General features: G+C 70.9%; 20 protein-coding genes and 1 pseudogene. 6 read left to right on the top strand and 15 right to left on the bottom strand.

Annotated features, from left to right (window positions below):
- The first annotated feature begins 68 nt into the window (after window positions 1-68).
- Window positions 69-671 (top strand): Uma2 family endonuclease, encoded by a 603-nt coding sequence (locus OG257_RS22790; protein WP_329215287.1) that lies wholly within the window; start codon window positions 69-71, stop codon window positions 669-671.
- A gap of 16 nt (window positions 672-687) precedes the next feature.
- Here OG257_RS22790 and OG257_RS22785 read toward each other — a convergent pair whose 3' ends face one another.
- Window positions 688-1,485, bottom strand: a complete 798-nt coding sequence (locus OG257_RS22785; RefSeq protein ID WP_329210200.1) for a trans-aconitate 2-methyltransferase — start codon at window positions 1,483-1,485, stop codon at window positions 688-690.
- Between the two features lie 89 nt (window positions 1,486-1,574).
- Here OG257_RS22785 and OG257_RS22780 point away from each other — a divergent pair, with 89 nt between their 5' ends.
- Window positions 1,575-2,072: a MarR family winged helix-turn-helix transcriptional regulator gene (locus OG257_RS22780; protein ID WP_329210198.1), complete on the top strand. Its 498-nt coding sequence runs from the start codon at window positions 1,575-1,577 to the stop codon at window positions 2,070-2,072.
- Here the strand turns inward: OG257_RS22780 and OG257_RS22775 are convergent.
- Window positions 2,031-2,804 carry a response regulator transcription factor gene (locus tag OG257_RS22775; RefSeq protein WP_329215285.1) on the bottom strand — a complete coding sequence of 258 codons (774 nt, stop codon included), beginning with the start codon at window positions 2,802-2,804 and terminating at the stop codon, window positions 2,031-2,033. The genes OG257_RS22780 and OG257_RS22775 overlap by 42 nt on opposite strands.
- 280 nt (window positions 2,805-3,084) lie before the next feature.
- Here OG257_RS22775 and OG257_RS22770 point away from each other — a divergent pair.
- Window positions 3,085-3,522 (top strand): annotated as a pseudogene (locus OG257_RS22770) (GNAT family N-acetyltransferase); the annotation flags it as partial.
- Here the strand turns inward: OG257_RS22770 and galK are convergent.
- From galK to galT, 3 genes are read right to left on the bottom strand one after another with little or no spacing between them, the layout of a single operon-like run.
- Window positions 3,512-4,696, bottom strand: a complete 1,185-nt coding sequence (gene galK, locus OG257_RS22765) for a galactokinase (protein ID WP_329210196.1) — start codon at window positions 4,694-4,696, stop codon at window positions 3,512-3,514. The pseudogene OG257_RS22770 and the gene galK overlap by 11 nt on opposite strands.
- The gene (galE, locus tag OG257_RS22760) at window positions 4,693-5,673 is read right to left on the bottom strand and encodes a UDP-glucose 4-epimerase GalE (protein WP_329210194.1); all 981 of its coding nucleotides are present in this window, start codon (window positions 5,671-5,673) and stop codon (window positions 4,693-4,695) included. The genes galK and galE overlap by 4 nt, the downstream gene beginning before the upstream one ends.
- Window positions 5,670-6,713, bottom strand: coding sequence for a galactose-1-phosphate uridylyltransferase (galT, locus tag OG257_RS22755; protein WP_329210192.1), 1,044 nt, complete (start codon window positions 6,711-6,713; stop codon window positions 5,670-5,672). Before galT ends, galE begins: the two co-directional genes overlap by 4 nt.
- Before the next feature lie 236 nt (window positions 6,714-6,949).
- Here galT and OG257_RS22750 point away from each other — a divergent pair, with 236 nt between their 5' ends.
- Complete coding sequence (locus OG257_RS22750) at window positions 6,950-8,620, top strand: sodium:solute symporter family protein (protein ID WP_329210190.1); 1,671 nt, start codon at window positions 6,950-6,952, stop codon at window positions 8,618-8,620.
- A gap of 15 nt (window positions 8,621-8,635) precedes the next feature.
- Window positions 8,636-8,923 (top strand): hypothetical protein, encoded by a 288-nt coding sequence (locus OG257_RS22745; protein ID WP_329210188.1) that lies wholly within the window; start codon window positions 8,636-8,638, stop codon window positions 8,921-8,923.
- 36 nt (window positions 8,924-8,959) lie between these two features.
- Here the strand turns inward: OG257_RS22745 and OG257_RS22740 are convergent, their stop codons facing one another.
- From OG257_RS22740 to OG257_RS22720, 5 genes are all read right to left on the bottom strand, one after another.
- Complete coding sequence (locus OG257_RS22740; protein ID WP_329210186.1) at window positions 8,960-9,655, bottom strand: helix-turn-helix transcriptional regulator; 696 nt, start codon at window positions 9,653-9,655, stop codon at window positions 8,960-8,962.
- Window positions 9,656-9,875: 220 nt separating this feature from the next.
- Window positions 9,876-11,777 carry an outer membrane protein assembly factor BamB family protein gene (locus tag OG257_RS22735; protein WP_329210184.1) on the bottom strand — a complete coding sequence of 634 codons (1,902 nt, stop codon included), beginning with the start codon at window positions 11,775-11,777 and terminating at the stop codon, window positions 9,876-9,878.
- A gap of 85 nt (window positions 11,778-11,862) precedes the next feature.
- A complete protein-coding gene (locus tag OG257_RS22730; RefSeq protein WP_329210182.1) occupies window positions 11,863-13,758 on the bottom strand; it encodes an outer membrane protein assembly factor BamB family protein in 1,896 nt (631 codons plus the stop codon).
- Between the two features lie 357 nt (window positions 13,759-14,115).
- Window positions 14,116-15,849, bottom strand: a complete 1,734-nt coding sequence (locus OG257_RS22725; protein WP_329210180.1) for an outer membrane protein assembly factor BamB family protein — start codon at window positions 15,847-15,849, stop codon at window positions 14,116-14,118.
- A gap of 131 nt (window positions 15,850-15,980) precedes the next feature.
- Window positions 15,981-17,792: an ABC-F family ATP-binding cassette domain-containing protein gene (locus tag OG257_RS22720; RefSeq protein ID WP_329210178.1), complete on the bottom strand. Its 1,812-nt coding sequence runs from the start codon at window positions 17,790-17,792 to the stop codon at window positions 15,981-15,983.
- A gap of 158 nt (window positions 17,793-17,950) precedes the next feature.
- Here OG257_RS22720 and OG257_RS22715 point away from each other — a divergent pair, with 158 nt between their 5' ends.
- Entirely contained in the window at window positions 17,951-18,604 is a 654-nt protein-coding gene (locus OG257_RS22715) for a lipoprotein (protein WP_329210176.1), read from the top strand.
- Window positions 18,605-18,680: 76 nt separating this feature from the next.
- Here OG257_RS22715 and OG257_RS22710 read toward each other — a convergent pair whose 3' ends face one another.
- From OG257_RS22710 to OG257_RS22690, 5 genes are all read right to left on the bottom strand, one after another.
- A complete protein-coding gene (locus OG257_RS22710; RefSeq protein ID WP_329210173.1) occupies window positions 18,681-19,586 on the bottom strand; it encodes a 4-(cytidine 5'-diphospho)-2-C-methyl-D-erythritol kinase in 906 nt (301 codons plus the stop codon).
- The gene (rsmA, locus tag OG257_RS22705; RefSeq protein WP_329210171.1) at window positions 19,583-20,455 is read right to left on the bottom strand and encodes a 16S rRNA (adenine(1518)-N(6)/adenine(1519)-N(6))-dimethyltransferase RsmA; all 873 of its coding nucleotides are present in this window, start codon (window positions 20,453-20,455) and stop codon (window positions 19,583-19,585) included. The genes OG257_RS22710 and rsmA overlap by 4 nt, the downstream gene beginning before the upstream one ends.
- A gap of 9 nt (window positions 20,456-20,464) precedes the next feature.
- Window positions 20,465-21,019 (bottom strand): ubiquitin-like domain-containing protein, encoded by a 555-nt coding sequence (locus OG257_RS22700; RefSeq protein ID WP_329210169.1) that lies wholly within the window; start codon window positions 21,017-21,019, stop codon window positions 20,465-20,467.
- A 117-nt stretch (window positions 21,020-21,136) separates the two neighbouring features.
- Window positions 21,137-22,003 (bottom strand): TatD family hydrolase, encoded by an 867-nt coding sequence (locus tag OG257_RS22695; RefSeq protein WP_329210168.1) that lies wholly within the window; start codon window positions 22,001-22,003, stop codon window positions 21,137-21,139.
- A 32-nt stretch (window positions 22,004-22,035) separates the two neighbouring features.
- Entirely contained in the window at window positions 22,036-22,413 is a 378-nt protein-coding gene (locus tag OG257_RS22690) for a hypothetical protein (protein ID WP_329210166.1), read from the bottom strand.
- Window positions 22,414-22,422: the final 9 nt, after the last annotated feature.

Here is a 22,422-nt window from a genome sequence, read left to right as displayed (position 1 = left end):
ATGACGGGAGCGCGAAACGGCCCTTACTGTGGTCGTGCAGGACCAGAATCCCGTCCATGGGAGGAATCATGACCGCCGAGCCGATCACCGGGCACAGCAGCCGCTGGCCGGTGCCGCCCCAGGACGGATACACGGTGGACGATCTGTTCACCTTGCCCGATCTCCCGCCGCACACGGAATTGCTCGACGGGAGCCTGGTTTTTGTGAGTCCGCAGCGAGACTTCCACACCACGATGATCGACCTTCTGGTGACCGGGCTTCGGCGCAGCGCGCCGCCGGGCCTGAAGGTGCGCCGGGAGATGACCGTGGTCCTCGACCGGCGCAACGGCCCCGAGCCGGATGTCTCGGTGGTCCGGGCGGATGCCGTCACGGGGCCCGAACTGACCCGTTTCCAGGCTGCCGACGTCGTCCTCGCGGTCGAGGTGGTCTCCCCCGACTCCGAGGCGCGCGACCGCGAGACCAAGCCGCACAAGTACGCGACCGCCGGGATCGAGCACTTCTGGCTGGTGGAGATGACCGGCACCGACCAGCACCCTGTGGTGCGGGTCTACGAGCTGGACCCGGTGACGAAGGCGTACGCGCTGACCGGAATCCATCACGACCGGCTGAAGACGGGCGTGCCGTTCTCCGTCGACATCGACATCTCGGCGGAGGCCCTGGCCGCGCTGTGACAGCCGGCCGGGGCGCTCAACCGGCGGTGCGGGCCACGGCGAAGATCCGGCGGAACGGGAAGACCGTGCCGTGCGGGCCTGCTGGGTAGGCGGTGCGCAGCAGGTCGCGGTATTCGGCGACGAAGGCGTCCCGGGCCTCGGGTTCCTCGGCCAGGGCGGTCAGGACGGGGCGCAGGCCGGTGCCTTTCACCCAGTCGAGGACCGGGTCCTCGCCTTCCAGGAGATGCAGGTACGTGGTCTCCCAGACGTCCACCGTGCGTCCGGGTGCGGTCAGGCGTTCCAGGTACGCGGCCGGTTCGAGCACTGCGTCGCCGTGGCGGAGCAGGCCGTCGAGGCGGGTGCGCCAGCGCGGGGAGGCGGCCAGTTCGCGCATGAGGACGTGGCTGGGTGCGTCGAAGTTGCCGGGGACCTGGAAGGCGAGGGTGCCGCCTGGGGTGAGGGCGTCCAGCCAGCGGGGGAAGCGGTCGGCGTGGCCGGGGACCCACTGGAGCAGGGCGTTGGAGACGATCAGGTCGTACGTCTCGCCGGGCGTCCAGGTCGCGGCGTCGGCCTCGGCGAAGTCCAGCCGGGGTCCTGCGTGGGCCTGGGCGCGCTCCAGCATCTCGGGGGAGCTGTCGTAGCCGGTGATACGGGCCGGCGGCCAGCGCCGGGCCAGCAGGGCGGTGACGTTGCCGGCGCCGCAGCCCAGGTCGGCGATCCGGGGGGCGTCGTCGTGGGGCAGGGGTCCGATGCGGGCCAGGAGGTCGTGGAAGGGGCGGGTGCGGTGGTCCGCGTGGCGCAGGTACTGCTGCGGATCCCAGGTGGGTGCGGTCATGGGGTCCAGGATCAGCCCAAAATTATCTTGATGTCAAGACACTTGAATTCAAGAGACTTCATGTCGAGGGACCATCTACACTGATCGACATGGAGGACGAGGTCGACCGACTGGTCGCTGCATGGCGCCGAGAGCGCCCCGACCTCGACGTGGAACCACTCGAGGTACTGAGCCGCGTCTCCCGCCTGGCCCGCCACCTCGACCGGGCACGCAGGATCGCCTTCGCGGAGCACCACCTGGAGCCCTGGGAGTTCGACGTCCTGACGTCGCTGCGCCGCGCGGGCGCCCCCTACCAGCTCTCCCCCGGCCAGCTCCTCACCCAGACCCTGGTCACCTCCGGCACGATGACCAACCGCATCGACCGGCTGACCAAGAAGAACCTCGTCGAGCGGCTGCCCGATCCCAGCGACCGGCGCGGCGTCCTCGTACGGCTGACCGCGGAGGGCCGCGACAAGGCCGACCAGTCACTGGCCGGCCTGCTCGACCAGGAGCGGGCCATCCTGGCCGAACTGTCCCGCGGACAGCGGGGTGAACTGGCGAACCTGCTACGCCAGTTGACCGCCCCGTTCGACAACGTCCCCGGATAGCGCGGCCGGACCCACCCCGGCCCGCCTGGCCAGCGCCACGGCAGCCAGCGTCGAGTGCACGCCCAGCTTCCCCAGCACGTTCTGCATGTGCGTACGCACCGTGTGCGGGGAGAGGAAGAGCCGCTCCGCGACCGCCTTACGGCCCAGACCCGCCACCATGCACCGCAGCACCTCGCGCTCGCGCGGCGTCAGCGACTCCACGAGCTGCTCGCTCTCGGTGCGGTGCTTGCGCGCCGTGGTCAACTCCCGCAGGACGCCTGTCAGCAGCGCGGCGGGCAGATGGGTCTCGTCCCGCAGCACGCCCCGTATGACCGTCAGCAGGCGCTGCAGCGAGCAGTCCTTGGCGACCCAGCCCGACGCGCCGGCCTGCAGCGCGAGCGCCGCCCTGCGCGGGTCGTCCTTCTCGGCGAGCACCACCGTACGGACGGACGGCTGGCCCGAACGCACCCCGGCCACCAGCGAGATGCCGTCCACCAGAGCGGTCCCGTTCGGGCCGCTGTCCGGTACGGGCACGGCCCGGGCCCCACCCGTGGCCAGGATGCCCAGCTCGGCGTCGATCAGCATCACGTCGTAGCGGCGCCCTTCGGCGGCCGCGCGCTCCAGGCATCGCAGCGCGGCGGGGCCACTGCCCGCCGCCGACACGTCGACGTCCGGTTCGGCGGCGAGGGCCGCCGCGAGGGACTCGGCAAAGATGCGGTGGTCGTCGACCACGAGAACTCGGATACGAGCCACGGACACCCCCATGCTGCGTCAGCTCCTTGGGGTGCCCCTGTGCGGCCTCCCCGACGGGGACCGACCACGGCGGACACGACGCCCGGAACACTGAGGTGAGCAGTCGTTCCACGGCCGCCGCCGTGTCCGACCGCCACCCGCCCCGGGCGTCGTATCCGACTGTCTCGTCCCCTGAATCAGCACCGGCCCCCACCGGTGCTGTGCATCAGCGTACGGCGGGCGGTCGACGGCGGAAGGCAATTCACAGAACTGACTGTCCAAGGTGTTTAGGGTGTGCTTCATGTTCCGTCTTGAGACAGAAGTAGACAAGGAACGTCGTATTCTGCTGGGCCGGCGGCTGCACGACGACAACTGGGACGGATCACCGCACCTGCGGGCCCTGGCCGGCACCTCCGCCGAGCACGAACTCCCTCTCGAGGTATGGCTCCTGGACGAACAGGGAGCCCTCGCCGGCGGGCTGACCGGACGGACCTGGGCCTACTGGCTCCATGTGGATCTGCTCTGGGTGGACGCCGGCCACCGAGGCCGGGGCCTCGGGGCGCGGCTGCTCACCGAGGCGGAACGCCTCGCCCACGAGGGCCGGGCCTGTACCCGCTCCCGGCTGGAGACCTGGGACTTCCAGGCCCCCGCCTTCTACCGGAAGCAGGGGTACGAGGTGGTCGGCGAGGTCGAGAACTACCCGCCGGGAGTGACCGAGTTCATCCTGGTCAAGCGGCTGGACCGACCCGCCGGGCGCCCGCCGAAGGAACGGCGGGGAAGACGCCTGGGGTGGCGTAACCGGCCGAAGTGAAGGCCTCCAGCACGGACTTGGTGACCGTGTCCGCCGCGGCCTCCTCCACCAGCACGATCGCCGAACCGCCGAAGCCGCCCCCGGTCATCCTGGCCCCGAGCGCCCCGGCCGCGTTCGCCGCCGAGACCACCAGGTCCAGCTCCGGGCAGGAGACCCGCAGATCGTCGCGGAGCGAGATGTGCCCCTCGTTGAGCACCGGGCCCGCCGCGCGCACCTCCCCCGCGTCGAGCAGCGCGATGACCTGCTCCACACGGTGGTTGTCGCTCACCACGTGGCGCACGTAGCGCACGACCGACTCGTCCTCGCCCGCCGCCTCCAGCGTCGCCAGCGCGGTGCCGAGGCCCTCGTACGGGAGGTCGCGCAGCGTGCCGATGCCGAGGGCGCGCGCCCCCGCCTCGCAGCCGGACCGCCGCTCCGCGTACGCCCCGTCGCCCAGGGCGTGCTTGACCCGGGTGTCGACGACCAGGAGCTGCAGCCCGTGCGCGGCCAGGTCGAAGGGGACCTGGCGCTGGGTGAGGTCGCGGGTGTCGAGGTACAGCGCGTGTCCCTCGGTGCAGCAGGCCGAGGCCATCTGGTCCATGACGCCGCACGGCACGCCGACGAAGGCGTTCTCGGCGCGCTGGCCGAGCACCGCGAGCTCCGAGGCGCCGAGGCCCAGTTCGAAGAGGTCGTTCAGCGCGAGCGCGGTGACCACTTCGAGGGCGGCGGACGAGGAGAGTCCGGCGCCGACGGGGACGGTGGAGGTGAGCTGGATGTCCGCACCGGTGACGGCGTGGCCGGCCTCGCGCAGGGCCCAGACCACGCCGGCCGGGTAGGCCGCCCAGCCGTGGCCCGAGTGCGGGGTCAGTCCGTCGACCCGCAGCGACACGACGCCGCCCGGTACGTCGGTGGAGTGCAGGCGCAGTTCGCCGTCGGTGCGGCGGGCCACGGCGGCGCGTGCGGCGTGCGGAAGGGCGAGCGGCATGACGAAGCCGTCGTTGAAGTCGGTGTACTCACCGATCAGGTTCACTCGTCCGGGCGCTGCCCAGATTCCCTCCGGGGCTCTTCCGTACAGCTCGGTGAAGGAGGCGGCCAGAGCGCTGTCGTCCAGGGGCTCGTTCATGGGGTGGTGGGCTCCTCTCGGCGGGCGAACGTCCAGGCGTCGGCGACGATTCCGGCCAGGTCGGCGCGGGACGGCTGCCAGCCGAGCCGCTCCCTGGCGGTGGTGGCGGAGGCGACGAGGACGGCAGGGTCGCCGCCGCGCCGGGGGGCCGGGGTCTCGGGGACGGGGTGGCCGGTGACCTGCCGGACGGTCTCGATGACCTCCCGTACGGAGAAGCCGTTTCCGTTGCCGAGGTTGCAGATCAGGTGCTCGCCCGCGGTGGCCGCGTCCAGCGCGAGCAGGTGGGCGTCGGCGAGGTCGGCGACGTGGATGTAGTCGCGTACGCAGGTGCCGTCCGGGGTCGGGTAGTCGTCCCCGTACACGGAGATCGACTCGCGCCGGCCGAGCGCGACCTGGAGGACCAGCGGGATCAGGTGCGACTCGGGGCTGTGGCGCTCGCCGATGCCGCCGTAGGCCCCGGCGACGTTGAAGTAGCGCAGGGAGACGGCGGCCAGGCCGTGTGCGGCCGCCTCACCGGTGATCATGTGGTCGACCGCGAGCTTGGAGGCGCCGTACGGACTGGTGGGCGCCGTCGGGTCGGACTCCGTGATGGGGCTGGAGACGGGCTCGCCGTAGGTCGCCGCGGTGGAGGAGAAGACCAGGGTCCGCACCCCGGCGTCGCGCATCGCGGCGAGCAGGGCGGTGGTTCCGCCGACGTTGTTCACCCAGTACTTCTCGGGGTTGACGACGGACTCGCCGACCTGGGAGTACGCGGCGAAGTGCAGCACCCCGTCGTAGGAGGGGTCCAGCCATTTGGCGGCGTCCTGGATGCGGCCTTCGATGAACTCGGCGCCCTCGGGCACCCCCTCGCGGAAGCCGGTCGACAGGTCGTCGAGGACGGTCACGGTGTGACCTGCCTCCAGCAGATGCGCGGCGACGACGCTGCCGACGTATCCCGCGCCGCCCGTCACCAGGTACTTCTTACCGGGGTTGCTCACTCGCTCGCTACCTCTCGCAGTCGCTGGGCCGCGGCCTCCGGCGGCACATCGTTGATGAACACACTCATGCCGGACTCGGAGCCCGCGAGGAACTTCAGCTTGCCGGACGTGCGTCGGATGGTGAAAAGCTCCAGGTGCAGACCGAACTCCTCCCGCCCGGCGATCCCGAACGGTGCCTGGTGCCAGGCGGAGATGTACGGGGTCGGCGGCTCGCCGGGGCCGAAGATCCGGTCGAATCGCCTCAAGAGTTCCAGATAGATCTGTGGGAACTCTGTGCGGGCGGCGTCGTCGAGCTCCCGCAGGTCGGGGACGCGGCGGCGCGGGTGCAGGTGGACCTCGTAGGGCCAGTGCGCCGCGTACGGCACGAAGGCGACCCAGTGCTCACCCTCCAGGACGACACGGGTTCCGTCGGCCAGCTCGCGGGCGACGACGTCGTCGAAGAGGTTGCGGCCGGTCTCCTCACGGTGGGTCTGCGTCGAGCGCATCATCAGCTCGGTGCGCGGGGTGACGAAGGGGTAGCCGTAGATCTGCCCGTGCGGGTGGCCGAGCGTCACGCCGATCTCGGCGCCCCGGTTCTCGAAGCAGAACACCTGGGTGACCTGCGGGTGTTCGGCCAGCTCGGCGGTGCGGTCGGTCCATGCCTCCAGGACCAGGGCGGCCTGCTCCTCGGTGAGTCCGGCGAAGGACACGTCGTGGTCGGAGGTGAAGCAGACGACCTCGCAGCGGCCGGAGTCCCCGGCGAGCGAGGGGAAGCGGTTCTCGAAGACGGCGACGTCGTAGTGGTCGTCGGGGATCTCGCTCAGCCGGCCGTCCCGCGAGGGGCAGAGCGGGCACTCGTCGGCCGGCGGGTGGTACGTGCGCCCCTGCCGGTGCGAGGCGATGGCCACCGAGTCGCCGAGCAGTGCGTCGCGACGGATCTCCGAGGATGTCGAGACGGCGTCCAGCGGCCGCAGGTCCACGGCGTCGCGGACGGTGTCGTCCGCGGAGTCGTAGTAGATCAGCTCACGGCCGTCGGCGAGGGTCGTAACCGTCTTCTTCACCAGGCTCCTCAAGGTAACCGCCCTCCAACAGAATCGCACATAACAAATCACAAGCCAACAGGCGAGTCAATGCCGCCAGAGTTTGTGACGGGGCTATGCGCCGACGCCGTCAGATCAGGACATTCCACCCCGTCCGATCACGATCAAACAAAGAACGCCACTCAAACTGTTCAGTTTCTGAACACAAAGGCGTAGGTTCCGACGGGTTCAGTTCGGCAACGAAGCGAGTACCCCCCATGCAATATCTGGCCGAAGGGCTCCGGCTCCCCACGAACGGGCTCGATTACACAATCCTGGCGATCTACTTCGTCGTGGTGCTCGGCATCGGCTTCGCCGCCCGGGCCAGTGTGAAGACGAGCCTCGACTTCTTCCTCTCCGGACGGTCACTGCCCGCCTGGGTGACCGGTCTGGCCTTCGTCGCGGCGAATCTCGGGGCCACCGAGATCCTCGGCATGGCGGCGACCGGCGCGCAGTACGGCGTCGCGGTCGTCCACTGGTACTGGATCGGCGCCATCCCGGCCATGGTCTTCCTCGGCCTGGTGATGATGCCCTTCTACTACCGGTCGAAGGTCCGCTCCGTACCCGAGTACCTGCTCCAGCGCTTCGACAGGTCGGCGCACCTGCTGAGTTCCATACTCTTCGCCTTCGCGGCGATCCTGATCGCGGGCGTGAACCTCTACGCCCTGTCGATCGTCGTGGAGGCGCTGCTCGGCTGGCCCCAGTGGGTCGCGATCGTCGTCGCGGGGCTCTTCGTCCTCATCTACATCACCATCGGCGGTCTCTCCTCGGCGATCTACAACGAGGTGCTGCAGTTCTTCGTCATCCTCGCCGCACTGATCCCGCTCACCGTGCTCGGCCTCAAGCGCGTCGGCGGCTGGGACGGGCTGACCGGGTCGCTGGAGAAGAGCCACGGCGAGGACTTCCTCTCCGCCTGGGGCGGCACGGGCATCGGTGACGCCAACCCGCTCGGCGCCAACTGGCTGACGATCATCCTCGGCCTCGGCTTCGTGCTCTCCTTCGGCTACTGGACCACCAACTTCGCCGAGGTGCAGCGCGCCCTGTCGGCCAAGAACCTCTCGGCGGCCAAGCGCACCCCGCTCATCGCCGCGTACCCGAAGATCTTCATCGTCTTCGCCGTGATGATCCCGGGCCTGGTCGCCGCCGCCGTCTTCCCGGAGATCGGCACGCCCGGTTCGGACCTCACGTACAACGACGCCATCCCGCTGCTGATGCAGGAACTCCTGCCCAACGGTGTGCTCGGCATCGCGGTGACCGGTCTGCTGGCCGCGTTCATGGCCGGCATGGCCGCCAACGTGTCCTCGTTCAACACGGTGTTCACGACGGACATCTGGGCGCGGTACGTGGTCAAGGACAAGCCCGACGCGTACTACCTGCGCTTCGGCCGGTTGATCACCGCGGTGGGTGTGCTGGCCTCCATCGGCACGGCGTTCATCGCCGCCAGCTTCTCCAACATCATGACGTACCTGCAGACGCTGTTCTCGTTCTTCAACGTCCCGATGTTCGTGGTCTTCATCATCGGGATGTTCTGGAAGCGCGCCTCGATGAAGTCCGGTGTCTGGGGCCTCGTCGCGGGCACGACGGCCGCGATGGTCAACTACTTCGTCGTCTACAAGCAGGGCATCATCGACATCCCGACCGACCAGGGCGCCAACTTCGTCTCCGCGATCGTCGGATTCGTCGCCGGCGCGGTCGTCATGGTCGCCGTCACGCTCTTCACCGCGCCCAGGCCGGAGGCCGAACTGGCCGGTCTGGTGTACGGAACCGAGTCCCCCGACGCGGACGAGGTCCCGGAGGAGGGCGACAGCGCCTGGTACCGCAGCCCCGCCCTCCTGGGCTGGGGCGCCATCGTCCTCGCCGCCCTGTGCTACCTGCCCTACTCGCTCTGATCGGAGGCACTCACCATGTCCGACCTGCACAAGGAAGTCTCCGAGCTGGAGCGCAAGTCCGCGACCGCGGCCCGGCTCTTCGACATCCGGCGGATCATCGGCGGTCTCTTCGTGGTCTACGGAGTGATCGTCACCATCGCCGGTGTCAACCCGTCCGACGCCGACCTGAAGAAGGCCGAGGGCGTCCACATAAACCTCTGGACCGGCCTGGCCATGCTGGCCCTCGGGATCTTCTTCCTGGCCTGGATGAAGCTGCGGCCGGCCCAGGTGCCGGACGAGGCCCCCGGTACACCGGAGAGCTGACCGCGACACCCTTGCGGGGGCCGGACCGTCACGCGTTCACGCGAGACCGTCCGGCCCCTGCGTCATTCCCACCGCCGCCCGGTCCAGCAGTCCGGTACGGGCCGCGAGCGCCGCGGCCTCCAGCCGGGAGCCGACGCCCAGCTTCATCAGGACCCGCTGCACATGCGTACGCGCGGTGCTCGGCGCGATCCCCATCCCGGCCGCGATCAGCCTGGTGTCCTCGCCCTCGGCGACCCGTACCAGCACCTCGACCTCGCGCGGGGTGAGCATCTGCAGCAGCCGCTGCCCCTCGTCGTCCGGCTGCACCGCCGGGTGGAGCAGCTCGGCGAACGCGCCCCGCAGGAGCTGCGGTACGACCGCGGCCTCCCCCGCACGGGCCTTGATCATCGCGCGTTCGACGCCCTCTATGCGCTCGTCGTGGCGGACGTAGCCGGCCGCCCCAGCGGCGAAGGCCGCCGCGATCCCGCGCGGGCTCGGCACCGGGCCGAGCACCACGACGGCCACCTGCGGGCGCTCCCGCCCGATCCGCACGATCGGGTCGAAGGTGCCGGGTTCGGCAGGTGTCGCCGTACCGAACAGACAGACCTCCGGTGCCCTGCTGACCACCAGTTCCGCGGCCCCGGACGTCGGCGCTGCTGCCGCGAGCACCCGGTGCCCGCGCAGTTTCAGCGCCGAGGCCAGCGCCTCGGCGAGCAGACGGTGATCATCGATCACCATGAGCCGCACGCCCATCGAGCAACCCCCATGTACCGCTGTATAGCCCTCGAACAGGCCCCCCGGCCCTCTGACCCGGCAAGCTACACGCTTGTTCGACGTGGCGCGCCCCTTACAGGGCAGAAGCCCCCCAGAATGCCGAATTCTGCGTCATTCAGGGCTACTTGCCGGACGGAAAACGATCGGCCCTGCCGGCTGAATGATCAACCGACAGGGCCGCTGCTCACCCGCGGACGGGTCAGCCGGTGGTGAAGCTGACGACGAGGTACTGCTTGTCGTCCAGCGTGCTCTCGCGGGGCTCACTGATCATCTTCTCGGAGATGAACAGCCGGCCCTTGTCGTAGATGTACTCGGCGTAGTACCCGCTGAACCCGGTCTCCGCGTCGCGCACCGCCTCGTCGCTCGGGTTCTCCATCAGCACGGTCTCCTTGAAGGTGGAGCCGTCGATGGAGACGATCTGGCCGCCCTTGTCGTACGGGGGCTCCTTGTACGCGATGACGTTGGTGCCGTCCATGCGCAGCGGGGTCAGCGTGTAGCGGTCGCCCGCGTCCGCCTTGCCGCCGACGAGCTTGCCGGTGGCCAGGTCGAAGGCGACGATCTCGTTCGTGTCGCCGTACTCGCCGCCGCCCTCGTGCTCCTCGGTCGGCACGTAGAGCTTGTTGCCGCCGACGGCCAGGGACTGGCACGTCTCGACCTCGGTGGAGCCGCAGCGGCCCGCGTACTTGTCCGCGTCGGCAGAGATCCGGACGATCAGCTTGCCGGTGGCCGCGTTGATGGAGAAGAAGTCCGAGATCCCGCTGCCGTCACCGGCGGTGTCGCCGACGTCGGCCGCGACGACGAGCGGCTTGGTGGAGACGATGCTCGCGTACTCCACACCGGCCGGCATGTTGTACGAGGACAGCGGGGCACCCGTGGCCGGGTTCAGCGCCTGGATGGTGAGCTGCGGCGCGTCGTAGGTACCGCACTTGCGGACCACGGCGAGGGCCTCGCCGCCGCCGTACCCCTTGTCGTAGCAGCCGTTGGTGTCGGTCTTCGGCCTCCACAGCTCCGCGCCGGTGGCGAGGTTGAACGCCGCGCCGCCGCTCGTGCCGCCGGCGGCGACCGTGGTCCCGCTGAGCGTGACCTCGCTGAACCTGATGGGCTCGTCACCGCTGGAGCTGGAGGTGACCGACTTGCTCCACATCAGCTTGCCGGTGTTCAGGTCGAGGGCGCCGACCTGGTTGCACGACGGGTACTTGTCCGCCTTGGTCGGCTTGCCCTCCTCGAAGACGATGGCCGTCTTGAAGTCCTTGCTCATGTGCCGGGAGGCGGCGCAGAGCTGGCCGGGCAGCGGGATGGACCAGAGCTTGGTGCCCTTGGCCGGGTCGTAGCCGGCGATCTCGTACACACCGGTCTTCACGAACGCCTTGTCGGTGAGCCAGGAGCCCGTGACCGTGGTGGTGTCCGTGACCTTCGGCTGGGGAAGCTGGAAGCCGACCTTGGACTTGATGTCGGCCGGCGCCTTCTCGCTTCCGCCGCCGAGTCCGCTGCCTTCGCCGCCCTTGCCCTCGCCGCCGTTGGTGCCGGCCGAGGACGCCTCGTCCTTCTTGCCGCCGTCGTCACCGCTGCTGGAGGCGTAGATGACTCCGCCGCCGACGATCAGCACCACGGCGACGACCGCCGCGACGATGATCTGCATCTGGGTGCTGAACTTCTTGCCTCCGTTGCCGCCCGGCTGCGGTGCCAGGTACTGCGGCTGCATCGGCGCGGTCGGGTAGCCGTACCCCTGCTGCGGGGGCATGCCGGGCTGTCCGGGCGGCGGTCCCTGCGGGAAGCCGTACCCGGGCTGTCCCGGCGGCGGGGCCTGCGGATAGCCGTACGCGGGGTTCTGCGGCGGCTGGCCGGGCGGCGTCTGGGGGGTGCCGTAGCCACCGGGGGGCGGCTGCGGAGCACCGTAGCCACCGGCGGGCGGGGGCGGCGGGCTTCCGTAGCCACCGGCGGGCGGGGTCGGCGGTGCGGCCGGCGGTGCGGCCGGGGGCTGCTTGGAGAAGCCGTCGGAGGGGGGCGGCGTCGGCGCGCCGAATCCGCCGGGAGGCGGGTCCTGCGGGGCGCCGAATCCGCCCTGGGGCGGCTCGTTGGGCGGCTGGGGCGGCTGCGTCATGGCGTACGTACCTCTGAGGAGTCTGTGGAGAGGGGGCTGCGGGTGCGGCGGAGGGGCCGGGTCCCTCGGATGCCGTCGTGGTCCGTCACTTGCCGAAGGCCATCATCGTCTTCTGGGCCTTCTCCTCCTCGTCGTTCGAGGCGCTGACGCGTCCGCTGACGATGAAGGAACGGCCGCCCGCGTAGGCGATCTTCGACGTGAAGAAGGAACTCTCGATCCGGGTCGTCGAGTCCGGGTGCTTCAGCACCACCTTGGGCGCGCCGCCGGCCGGTGCGAGCGTCGCGATCGCCCCGCCCTTGTCGTACGTGGCCTCCAGGTAGAGCAGCACGTTGCCGCCCTCCATGCGCAGTGGCTTCATGACGCGCTCGGCGGGAGCAGCCGCCTTCCACTTGGGCTTGCCGGTGTTCAGGTTGAACGCGACGACCTTGTTGGTGCGGCTCGTGCCGCTGGTGTCGTCCTCGGTCGCCATGTAGAAGGTGTTGGCGTCGGCGGCGACACCGGTGCAGCCCTCGAGCTGCTCACCGAAGATCGCGAAGTCGTGGCCGCAGTCGACGGAGAACTTGTCCTCCTTGTCGCCGACCAGCTGGGAACGGAGCGTGCCGTTCTCCTTGATGGCGAGGATGGACCACTTCTTCTCCTTCCGCTGGGTCAGCGAGACGACGAGCGGGCTCACCGAGTAGACCTTGTCGATCTCCCAGCCGCGCTGGGGCTTGTAGGTCCACTTGGGCTTCCCGGTGGCCGGGTCGATCTCCTGGACCTGGTGCTGCGGGTTGTCCAGGTCCTCGGTGCGGCAGCTGGACGCCGCGATCAGCTTGGGGCCGCCGGCGAACGCGAACGGCTGGCAGTTGCCCGCCTGCTTGCCGAACAGCTCCTTGCCGTCGCTGACCCGGTAGCCGTTGGAGTTGCTGGTGCGGCCGACGGTCACGGTGTCACCGCTGATCGCCAGGCCGATGTCGGACATGAGGTCCCACGTGCTGTTCTTGGTGATCGTCTTCTTCCAGCCGGGCTTGCCGGTGTTGAGGTCGATCATCTGCAGGACCGAGCAGTCCGCCTTGTCCGTGGTGCCGTTCTTCACGCCGATGACGATCTTGCCGTCGGTGGTGGCCGTGCCGGGCGCCGCGCACATGTCGGCGGGCAGCGGAAGGGTCCACTTCTGCTTGCCGTCGGCGGCCGAGTAGCCGGAGACCGTGCGGTACATGCCCTTGACGACCGTGTCGCCGACGATCCACGGGCCGTACACGTCAGCGCCGTTGCGCGGGAGGTCGACGTCGTTCGTCGTCAGCCACAGGACCTTCGCCTCGCCGGGCTTGCGCCCGGCGTTCAGGTCGTCGTCGACCTCGCGGCCGTCGCCGTTGCCGTCACCCTCGTCGACGGTGGGCGAGTCGGTCGGCCCGGCGGGCCCGGTGCTCTCCTTGGCGACGGGCTTCTTGTCGTCGTCGCTGCCGCTCGTGGCGAACCAGACGCCGCCGCCGACGACCAGCAGTGCGGCCACGGCCGCGCCGATGATCATCGCGGGCTTGCCCTTGAAGGGGTTGCCGCCGGAGCCGCCGGGGGCGGGCGCGCCGGGGTACTGCTGCTGCGGGTAGCCGTAGCCGCCGGGCTGCGTCGGCTGGCCGTACGGGCCCGCCTGCTGACCGTACGGGCCGGGCTGCTGGCCGTAGGGGCCGGGCTGCTGGGCGTACGGCCCGGACTGCGCGTCGTACGGGCCGGGCTGCTGGGCGTACGGGCCCGGGGCCTGGCCAGGCGCCTGCGGGTAGCCGTAGCCGGGGGCGCCGCCGGCCGGTGCCTGCGGGTAGCCGTAGCCCTGTCCGCCCGGGGGCGGCGTCTGCGGAGGGGCCGGCGGCATCTGCGGCGGGGCGGCGGGCGGCGGTGTCTGGGGCGGGGACGGCTGGTTCTGGGGCGGCTGAGGAGTTCCCTGCGGCGGCTCCTGCGGAGCCCCGAAGCCTCCCTGCGGCGGTTGCTGGCTGGGCGGCTGGGTCATCAGCACGTCCCCCTTCGTGCGGTGCGGTCCGGTGTCCGGTTCGTTCTCCCCCGCGATTCCGCTGGGCTGAATTCCCCTCGGAAAGGAGCGAATCGGGCATGGCTTCCGCGGCGTTACGACAGTCGAGCGGGGCTTCTTTGTACCACCCGCAAGACATCGAACAGGGGATCGGTCCACCCCCTGTTCCCAAGGGAGAACCGGCCCGTGATGCCGCCGTTACGCGCCTGCCCGGGCCGTTCGGGGCAGGCGTCACAGACGTTGCGTCAACTTGCCCCGTAGCGGGCGCCTTTCACGGACCCTGCACTTTTTGCGCGGTGCCGCTGCGTGACGCCCCGGCCCGGCGCGCACACGGAACCCTCACTTACCGAAGACCATGAGGGCCGTCATCGCCTTTTCCTCCTCGTCCTCGTCCGAGCTGATCCGGCTCGGCAGGACGAAGGAACGGCCCCCCGCGTAAGCGGCCTTCGGCGCGAAGATCAGGGACTCCGTCGCGGCTCCCGACGCCGGGTGCTTCAGCAGGGTCCTGGGTTCTCCCCCGGTCGGCGGGATCAGGGCGAGCCCGCCGCCCTTGCTGTACGAGGCCCTCACATGGACCAGTACGTCGGTGCCCTCCATGCGCAGCGGCCACATGACCTGGTTGGCAGGCGCGGGCGCCTGCCACACGGTCCGGCCGGTGGCCAGGTCGAAGGCGACGACCTCGTTGGTCATCGCCTTCGCGGTGCTCAGGGACTCGGTCGACAGGTAGAGCCTCTCCTTGTCGGCCGCGACCCCGACGCAGCTGTCGAGGTTGCTGCCCTCCTCCACGGACTCCTCGGTGCACCTCGCGGTGTAGTCCTCGGTGCCGGCGACCAGTTGGGATCGGTAGGTACCGTCCTCGTTCAGGATGACGACCGCCCACTGCTCGTCCTTCTTGACCGAGATGACGAGCGGACTCGACGAGTACACGTGCGCGACCTTCCAGCCCGCCTTCGCCTCGTACGTCCATTTCGCTGCTCCGGTGGCCGGGTCGACCTCCTGGACCTGCTGCCGTACGGGGTCGACGGGCCCGGCCTGGCAGCTGACGGCGGCGATCATCCGGGGGCCGCTCGTGAAGGCGAACGGCTGGCAGAGGCCCTCCCGCTTGCCGAACACCTTCTTGCCGTCACTGATCCGGAACGCGTCGGTGTTGCCGGTCCGCCCGAAGGTCACCGTGTCCCCGTTGACCGACATAGCGACGTGCGACAGCCCGTCCTGGATGTCGGTGCGGTCGACGGTCTTCTTCCAGCCCGCCTTGCCGGTGCGCAGGTCGATCATCTGCAGGACCGAGCACTCCGCCTCCTGCTCCGAGACGTTGTCCTCGATGCCGACGACGATCTTGCCGTCGGCGGTGGGCAGCGTCGGTGCCGCGCAGAGATCGGTGGGCAGCTTCAGGGTCCACTTCTCGGACCCGTCGGCCACCGAATAGCCGGAGACGGAGCGGAAGATGGCTTTGACGACCGTGTCGCCCGCGAACCAGGGGCCGTACTGCTCGTCCCCGTACTGCGGAAGGTCGATCCCGCTCTCCCGGAGCCACAGCACCTTCGCCTCGCCGGGCTTGCGCTTGGCGTTGAGGCCGGCGGCGGTCGGAGCGTCGCTCTTCCCGTCCTCCTTGCCCGTCGTGGGCGAACCGCTCGGCTTCCCGGTGCCGCCGCCCGAGACGGGCTGCTTGCCGCTCCCGCCGTCGCCGCTCGTGGCGAACCAGACGCCTCCGCCGACGAGCAGCAGGACGGCGAGCACGGCCCCGATGATCAGCGCGGGCCTGCCCTTGGACGGCCCGCGCCCGGACCCGGATCCGCCGACGCCCGGCCCGGAGGGCTGCGGGTACGGTCCGGGCTGCTGGGCGTAGGGGCCTGGCTGGGCATAAGGCCCCGGCTGCTGCCCGTACGGCCCCGGCTGCTGCCCGTACGGCCCCGGCTGCTGGGCGTAGGGGCCTGGCTGGGCATAAGGCCCCGGCTGCGCACCCGGTGCGCCCGCTGCGGGCGGGTAGCCGTACCCCGGAGCGGACGCCGACGGGGGATCGTACGGTGCCCCGAAGCCCCCCTGCGGCGGTTGCTGGCCGGGCGGCTGGGTCATTCGGCACGTCCCCCTTCGAGCGGTACGTCTACCGCAAGGTCACAACGATTCGCGCGGGCCTTCTTTCTACCATCAGCCCCACGCGCCGCTGCCGCCCCACCTGCGGTGCACCTCCCGCCGTGCCCCAGCGGTCAGGCGTCCTCGGCCAGTTCGAGCCAGCGCATCTCCAACACATCGCGCTCCGCGACCAGTTCACGCAGCTCGGCGTCGAGTTCGGCCACCTTTCCGAAGTCGGTGGCGTTGTCGGCGATCTGCGCGTGCAGCGCGGTCTCCCGGGTGGACATCTTGTCGAGCTGCCGCTCGACCTTCTGCAGTTCCTTCTTCGCCGCACGCGCCGCCTGCGGCGAAACGGTCTCGGCCGCGGCGGTCTTCGGCGCGAACGCGGCGGCGGACGGGGTGGCCGCCTCCTCCATCCGCTGCCTGCGCTCCAGGTACTCGTCGATGCCGCGCGGCAGCATCCTCAGCGACTGGTCGCCGAGGAGCGCCATCACCCGGTCCGTGGTCCGCTCGATGAAGAACCGGTCGTGGGAGATCACGATCATCGACCCGGGCCAGCTGTCGAGGAGGTCCTCCAGCTGCGTCAGGGTCTCGATGTCCAGGTCGTTGGTGGGCTCGTCGAGGAAGAGGACGTTGGGCTCGTCCATCAGCAGACGCAGGATCTGCAGCCGCCGCCGCTCGCCACCGGACAGGTCGCCGACCGGGGTCCACTGCTTCTCCTTGGAGAAGCCGAACTGCTCGCAGAGCTGGCCCGCGGTCATCTCGCGGCCCTTGCCGAGGTCGACCCGGTCGCGTACCTGCTGAACCGCTTCCAGCACCCGCAGGTTCGGGTTGAGCTCGGTGACCTCCTGGGAGAGGTACGCCAGCTTCACGGTCTTGCCGACGATCACCTTCCCGGCGGCCGGCTGCGCGTCGCCCTGCGTACGGGACGCCTCGGCGAGCGCCCGCAGCAGGGACGTCTTGCCCGCGCCGTTCACGCCGACCAGGCCGATCCGGTCGCCGGGGCCGAGCTGCCAGGTGAGGTGGGTGAGCAGGGTCTTGGGCCCGGCCTGGACGGTCACGTCCTCCAGGTCGAAGACGGTCTTGCCGAGGCGGGCGTTGGCGAACTTCATCAGCTCGCTGGTGTCGCGCGGGGGCGGCACGTCGGCGATCAGTTCGTTGGCCGCCTCGATGCGGTAACGCGGCTTGGACGTACGGGCGGGTGCGCCGCGCCGCAGCCAGGCCAGCTCCTTGCGCATCAGGTTCTGCCGCTTGGACTCCTCGGTCGCGGCGATCCGCTCCCGCTCGGCCCGGGCGAACACGTAGTCGCTGTAGCCGCCCTCGTACTCGTGGACCGAACCGCGCTGGACGTCCCACATGCGGGTGCAGACCTGGTCGAGGAACCACCGGTCGTGGGTGACGCAGACGAGTGCGGAGCGCCGGGCCCGCAGATGGCCGGCCAGCCAGGAGATGCCCTCGACGTCGAGGTGGTTGGTGGGCTCGTCGAGGACGATCAGGTCGGGCTCGCCGATGAGCAGCTTGGCCAGCGCGATCCGGCGCCGCTCGCCGCCGGAGAGCGGGGCGATGACGGTGTCCAGGCCGTGTTCGAAGCCCGGCAGGGCGAGCCCGCCGAAGAGGCCGGTGAGGACGTCACGGATCTTGGCGCTGCCCGCCCACTCGTGGTCGGCGAGGTCGCCGATGACCTCGTGCCGGATGGTGGCCTTCGGGTCGAGCGAGTCGTGCTGGGTGAGGACACCGAGGCGCAGCCCGCCGTTGTGGGTGACCCGGCCGGTGTCCGCGTCCTCCAGCTTGGCGAGCATCCGGATGAGCGTCGTCTTGCCGTCGCCGTTGCGGCCGACGACGCCGATCCGGTCGCCCTCGGACACCCCGAGGGATACACCGTCGAGCAGGGCACGGGTGCCGTACACCTTGCTGACCTGCTCGACATTGACCAGATTGACGGCCATTTCACTCCTGTTTCGGGGATCCCAGCGTCGGGGACCGCTCTACGTACGCTCGACGTCCCAGGGTAGTCGCCGCGGGAGGTGCGATAGCGTGCGGCGATCGATCATGGGACAGAACCCCTGGTCGGAGCGGTTCGGATCATCTCTGGGGTGGGGACTTCATGATGCGCGGTGGGGTACGGACGCTGATTCCGGCGGTCCTGGCGGCGGTGGCACTGGCCGGCTGTTCGTCGTCCGGCAGCGGCACGTCCGGGACGGAGCCGGTGAGCGGGGCGACGGACTCGGCGGACAGCGGCGGCACGGATGCGGCGAAGCCCGTCGCCAAGGGCATGACTCTCGGCGGCGCCGGCTCGCCCTGCGCGCTGCCCGTCACCTTCGACCTCGCCGCGGACTGGAAGCCGGCGGCCGTCGAGGTCGAGCCCGGCTCCGACCTGGCGGCGCTGGGTGAACAGGGCCCCGTCACCATGGTCTGCGAGATCGACGCGAAGCCGGCGGGGAACATCGGCTACCTCCGGGTCTGGCAGGGCAAGCCCTCCGACGGCGACCCGCGGAAGGTGCTGGAGGCGTTCGTGGCGGCCGACCCGAACGCGGCCGAGGCGACGTACACGCAGGCGAAGGCCGGTTCCCTGGCCGCCGCCGAGGTCGGTTACACGGTGAACAGCGAGCTAGTGGACGAGCCGAAGACCGAGCGCGCCTTCGCGGTCTCCACACCCGAGGGCCCGGTCGTTGTGCACCTGGGCGGGCTGGACTCCGAGGAGCACCAGCAGATGCTTCCGGCGTACGAGCTGGCGAAGAAGACCCTGAAGCTCGGCTGACGGGCGGGCGGCGACGCGGCGGCCCGTGCCGCCGCTGCCGCTCCTGCCGCTACGGCCGCTACGGCCGCTACGGCCGCTACGGCCGTTGAACCGATGCCCCCGGTGCCGGGGACACAGCGGCCCGGGCGCTGCGGCAGGTGCCCGACGTCAGCAGCGCGTCGGCCACCTTCTCCGCGGACCCCGCGTCCGCCACCAGGAACGCGGTGGTCGGCCCGGAACCCGAGACCAGCGCGGCCAGGGCGCCCGCGGCGGTGCCCGCCGCCAGGGTGTCGGCCAGCGACGGCCGCAGTGAGAGCGCGGCGGCCTGGAGGTCGTTGCTCAGGGCGCCGGCGAGCGCGGCGGAGTCCCCGGCGCGCAGCGCGTCGAGGAGCGCGGCCGACGCCGTCGGCCCGGGCACCTGCGTACCGGCGGTGAGCCGGTCGAACTCGCCGTACACAGCGGGGGTGGAGAGTCCGCCGTCGGCCACCGCGAAGACCCAGTGGAAGGTGCCGCCGACGTCGACGGGGGTCAGCTGTTCACCGCGCCCGACCCCGAGGGCCGCCCCGCCGACCAGGCTGAACGGCACGTCGCTGCCCAGTTCGGCGCAGATGGCGAGCAGCTCCTCCCGGGTCGAGCCGGTGGACCACAGGGCGTCGCAGGCCAGCAGGGCGGCTGCCCCGTCGGCGCTGCCGCCCGCCATGCCGCCCGCGACGGGGATGTCCTTGGCGATGTGGATGTGCACATCGGGGGCGATGCCGTGCCGTTCGGCCAGGGCGATCGCGGCACGGGCCGCGAGGTTGGTGGCGTCGAGCGGTACCTGGGCGGCGTCGGGGCCCGAGCAGGTGACGCGCAGGGCTTCGGCGCGGGTGACGGTGACCTCGTCGTACAGGCCGACGGCGAGGAAGACATTGGCCAGGTCGTGGAAGCCGTCGGGGCGCGCCGCGCCCACCGCGAGCTGCGCGTTGACCTTGGCGGGGACGCGGACGGTGACGCTGCGGGTCATGCGGAGGGCTCCGGCCTGTTCTCGGCGATGGCGGCGAACTCCTCGACCGTCAGCGCCTCGCCGCGTGCCTGCGGTGAGACTCCCGCGGCGACCAGGGCGGCCTCGGCGGCGGGCGCGGAGCCCGCCCACCCGGCGAGGGCCGCGCGCAGTGTCTTGCGGCGCTGGGCGAAGGCGGCGTCGACGACGGCGAACACCTCGGCCCTGCTCGCCGTGGTCCTGATCGGCTCGGTCCGCCGCACCAGGGAGACCAGCCCCGAGTCGACGTTCGGCGCGGGCCAGAAGACCGTGCGCCCGATGGATCCGGCGCGCTTGACGTGGGCGTACCAGTTGGCCTTGACCGACGGCACTCCGTAGACCTTGTTGCCCGGTCCGGCGGCCAGCCGGTCGGCGACCTCGGCCTGCACCATCACGAGCGTCCGCTCGATGGTGGGGAAGCGCTCCAGCATGGTGAGCAGGACCGGTACGGCGACGTTGTACGGAAGGTTCGCGACCAGCGCGGTGGGCGCGGGGCCGGGCAGTTCCGTCACGAGCATCGCGTCCGAGTGGACCAGTGCGAAGCGGTCGGCCCGCCCCGGGAGCCGGGCCGCGACGGTGGCCGGCAGCGCGCCCGCGAGCACGTCGTCGATCTCGACGGCGACGACCCGGTCGGCCGCCTCCAGCAGGGCCAGGGTCAGGGAGCCCAGGCCGGGCCCGACCTCGACCACCACGTCGTCGGGCCGCACCTCGGCGGTCCGGACGATCCTGCGGACCGTGTTGGCGTCGATGACGAAGTTCTGGCCGCGCTGCTTCGTGGGGCGTACGCCCAGTGCTGCGGCCAGCTCGCGGATGTCTGCGGGGCCCAGGAGGGCGTCGGGCTCTGTGGTGCTCACCCGTTAAGCCTACGGCCGCTGCGGGGGCCGGGGCCCGCCCCCCGCTGCCGGCCGGGTCTCGCGGTGCACGACGACCTCGTCGCCGTTGTCGAGGCCGGTGCCGGGGGCCGGTGCGACGAGGTCGCGGGCGCCGACCGCGACGCCCCGGTCGTCCAGGAGTTCACCGACGTCGTCCGCGAAGGTGTGCACGGTGCGCGGCTCGCCGTCGATGCTGAGCTCGATGGCCTTGTCCTGGGCGAGGAACGCGGAGGTGCCGCCGGCCAGGACGGCCACGACGAGAGCCTGCGTGAGGAGCCCCTGCAGGCTCTCGGGGGCGCTCCGGTGCCTGGCGGCCGCCGCTCGCCGAGCGGCCCTGCGCCCCGTCGTCGGGTCAGGGGCCGTCGTCTGCCGGGGCACCAGGGGTGTGTCGAGCACCGTCGGGTCGTGCACCGGCAGGGCGCCCGGCCAGATTCCGGCGACGATCGTCCGCTCCTCGTGGAGGGAGCGCGGTGCCGCCGGGGCCGGGACCTCCTTCGTCCGACGACCGGCGCGTGGTGCGCGATGACTGCCCTGCGAATGGCCCACGACGCTCCAGGAGTTCCGGCCGGCCGACCCGTTGCGCGGGGACGATAGCGGAGCTTCGGTCACTGTCCAAAGTTGTATGACCGCACAGCGTGGCGAAGCGGCTGCGTCCGGGTCCCGTCAGAAATCGAACGCGCGCGCCGTGTTGTCGTAGACCGCGGCGGCCAGGGCGTCCTCGTCCGTCCCCCGCACCTCGGCCATCGCACGGAGCGTCACCGGAATGAGGTAGGGCGCGTTGGGCCGTCCGCGGTACGGGGCGGGGGTGAGGAAGGGCGCGTCCGTCTCGACGAGGACGAGCTCCGTCGGAGCGGCGGCCAGGGCGTCGCGCAGCGGCTGGGCGTTCTTGAAGGTGACGTTGCCCGCGAAGGACATGAAGTACCCGGCCGCCGCGCAGATCCGGGCCATGTCGGCGTCACCGGAGTAGCAGTGGAAGACGGTCCGCTCCGGTGCGCCCGCGTCGGCGAGGATGCGCAGCACGTCCGTGTGCGCGTCGCGGTCGTGGATGACCAGGGCCTTGCCGTGCCGCTTGGCGATCTCGATGTGGGCCCGGAAGGACTCCTCCTGGGCGGCCATGCCCTCGGGGCCGGTGCGGAAGTAGTCGAGCCCGGTCTCTCCGACGCCGCGTACGTGGTCGAGGGCGGCCAGTGCGTCGATCTCGGCGAGCGCCTCGTCCAGTGCCGCCCTGCCGCCCGGCTCCCGGACCCCCTGGCGCGCCGAGCCGTCCGGGTCCCCGTGCACGATGCGCGGCGCCTCGTTGGGGTGCAGGGCGACGGAGGCGTGCACGGAGGCGTGGGCCGCCGCGGTCTCGGCGGCCCAGCGCGAGCCCTTCACGTCGCAGCCGACCTGGACGACCGCGGTCACATTGACCGCCGCGGCCCGGGCCAGGCCCTCCTCGACGGTTCCGTCCTGCATGTCCAGGTGGGTGTGCGAATCGGCGACCGGAACCCTGAGGGGTTCGGGCAGCGGCGGGGCTTCCGTACGGCTCATGCCCACGACTCTACGAGGGCATGAGCCCGGTCTCACCGCCGGTGGAAGGGATGCAGCAGATCGGAGAGCTGCCAGTGGTGCGTTGCCGTGCCCGGTGCCAGTACGGCGGCGGGTACGGGCTCTTCCTCGACGGTCTTCTCGGGGTGCGCGGGCTGCTGACGGAGCAGCTGCTGCACGGTGGAGACCCGGCCTGCCCGCATGATGCGGACCACATGGCCGCCGCAGTTCGTGCACGTCGGAGTGGACAGCGGCGAGGGGACGCGCTCCCCGTCCGCCTTGTACACCACGTACGCGTGGCCGGAGCCGTCCACGTGGTGCTCTATGTCGTAGGCCTGTTCCCAGCCGTACCCACACCTCATACAGGCGAACGCGTACGCCTCGTGCACGGTGGATGCTGCGATGTCACTCATGCCTGCTCC

Origin of the sequence: Streptomyces sp. NBC_00683, assembly GCF_036226745.1 — a bacterium.
GTDB lineage: Bacteria > Actinomycetota > Actinomycetes > Streptomycetales > Streptomycetaceae > Streptomyces.
Note: the sequence above shows the minus strand (reverse complement) of the source record. Positions and strands in the feature narration are given on the sequence as shown.